Raw genomic sequence first — 1,396 nt, 5'->3', positions numbered from 1 at the left:
AAGGGGCAAGCCCCTTGGTTTGGGCTAATCCGCGTTCGCTCGCCGCTACTGACGGAATCACTTTTGTTTTCTCTTCCTCGGGGTACTTAGATGTTTCAGTTCCCCCGGTATGCCTCTACTTGACCTATGTATTCAGTCAAGAGTAACTGGACATTACTCCAGCTGGGTTTCCCCATTCGGAAATCCCCGGATCAAAGCCTGCTTACGGCTCCCCGAGGCGGTATCGTTGTTCGCCACGTCCTTCTTCGGCTCCTGGTGCCTAGGCATCCTCCGTGCGCTCTTACTAGCTTAACCTAGTCGCTCCGGTTGATTCGGCTTGTGCTGCTTTGTTCGTTTGTTCCTTGATTAGATAACCAATGGTTGGAACAAAAGAACAAGATGCATCCCAATCTCGAACAACCTTCGCTTACAACAACGGCTTGGCTCGCTTTCGCAAAACCAGCTCGCTGCTAGTTTAAAACAGCTAAAGGATGTTTCAGCAATTTACTTTCGTTATCCAGTTTTCAAGGTGCAAGTGTTTTTCGCTGCCGCGCTTCCCGAATCGCTTCAGAAAAGACGCAACATTGAAGTTTTTGGTGGAGCCAAGCGGGATCGAACCGCTGACCTCCTGCTTGCAAGGCAGGCGCTCTCCCAGCTGAGCTATGGCCCCGTAATGGGACATCGACTCATCAGTCGATAATGGTGGGCCTTAGTGGACTCGAACCACCGACCTCACCCTTATCAGGGGTGCGCTCTAACCAGCTGAGCTAAAGGCCCTCGGGTATTTGATTGTTGGCTTACCTGCTTGTCGACGTCCATTCCGCACCGATTGATCCAACTTCCCGAATCGCTTCGAGGTCGGCATCGGAAACTTCATTTCATATCGCATAAGCATCATTGAGTTTTCTTCGATGGAGTTTCCGATACTCTCCCAGGGGGAGAGGCTACGGAGCCTGCATCTTGGAATACCCGCTTGGCGACGTCCTACTCTCCCAGGACCCTGCGGTCCAAGTACCATCGGCGCTGGAGGGCTTAACGGTCGTGTTCGGTATGGGAACGCGTGGTTCCCCTCCGCCATCGCCACCAAACGGATAGTGTTTTTCGATGATTACGCTTCCCGAATCTCTTCAGAAAATACGCAACCATGCTTTTGAAAGAATTGATCTTTCAAAACTGACAACGAGCGAGCAACTTCCTGCCTGAGAGTTACTGCTTTGGAAGCGATGCTTCCTATCCGATCTTCATCGGAGTTTCGGGAGCATATGCTTCCGATGTGCGTTTCCTTCAGAAACGCTTAAATCCTTAGAAAGGAGGTGATCCAGCCGCACCTTCCGATACGGCTACCTTGTTACGACTTCACCCCAATCATCTACCCCACCTTCGGCGGCTGGCTCCCTTGCGGGTTACCCCACCGACT

The 1,396-nt window shown here is 51.9% G+C and carries 2 tRNA genes and 3 rRNA genes; all 5 read right to left on the bottom strand.

From position 1 onward, the window contains the following. Positions 1–294: ribosomal RNA gene (locus tag RB620_RS30110) — 23S ribosomal RNA — on the bottom strand; the annotation flags it as partial. A 279-nt stretch (positions 295–573) separates the two neighbouring features. Next, positions 574–649, bottom strand: a tRNA-Ala gene (locus RB620_RS30105). A gap of 30 nt (positions 650–679) precedes the next feature. After that, positions 680–756 (bottom strand) — tRNA-Ile (locus tag RB620_RS30100). Between the two features lie 194 nt (positions 757–950). Continuing rightward, positions 951–1,067, bottom strand: a 5S ribosomal RNA gene (gene rrf, locus RB620_RS30095). Between the two features lie 218 nt (positions 1,068–1,285). Further along, a 16S ribosomal RNA gene (locus RB620_RS30090) occupies positions 1,286–1,396 on the bottom strand; the annotation flags it as partial.

Origin of the sequence: Paenibacillus sp. LHD-117 (assembly GCF_030929555.1) — a bacterium.
Lineage (GTDB): Bacteria > Bacillota > Bacilli > Paenibacillales > Paenibacillaceae > Pristimantibacillus.
This window is presented reverse-complemented; position numbering and strand designations above follow the sequence as displayed.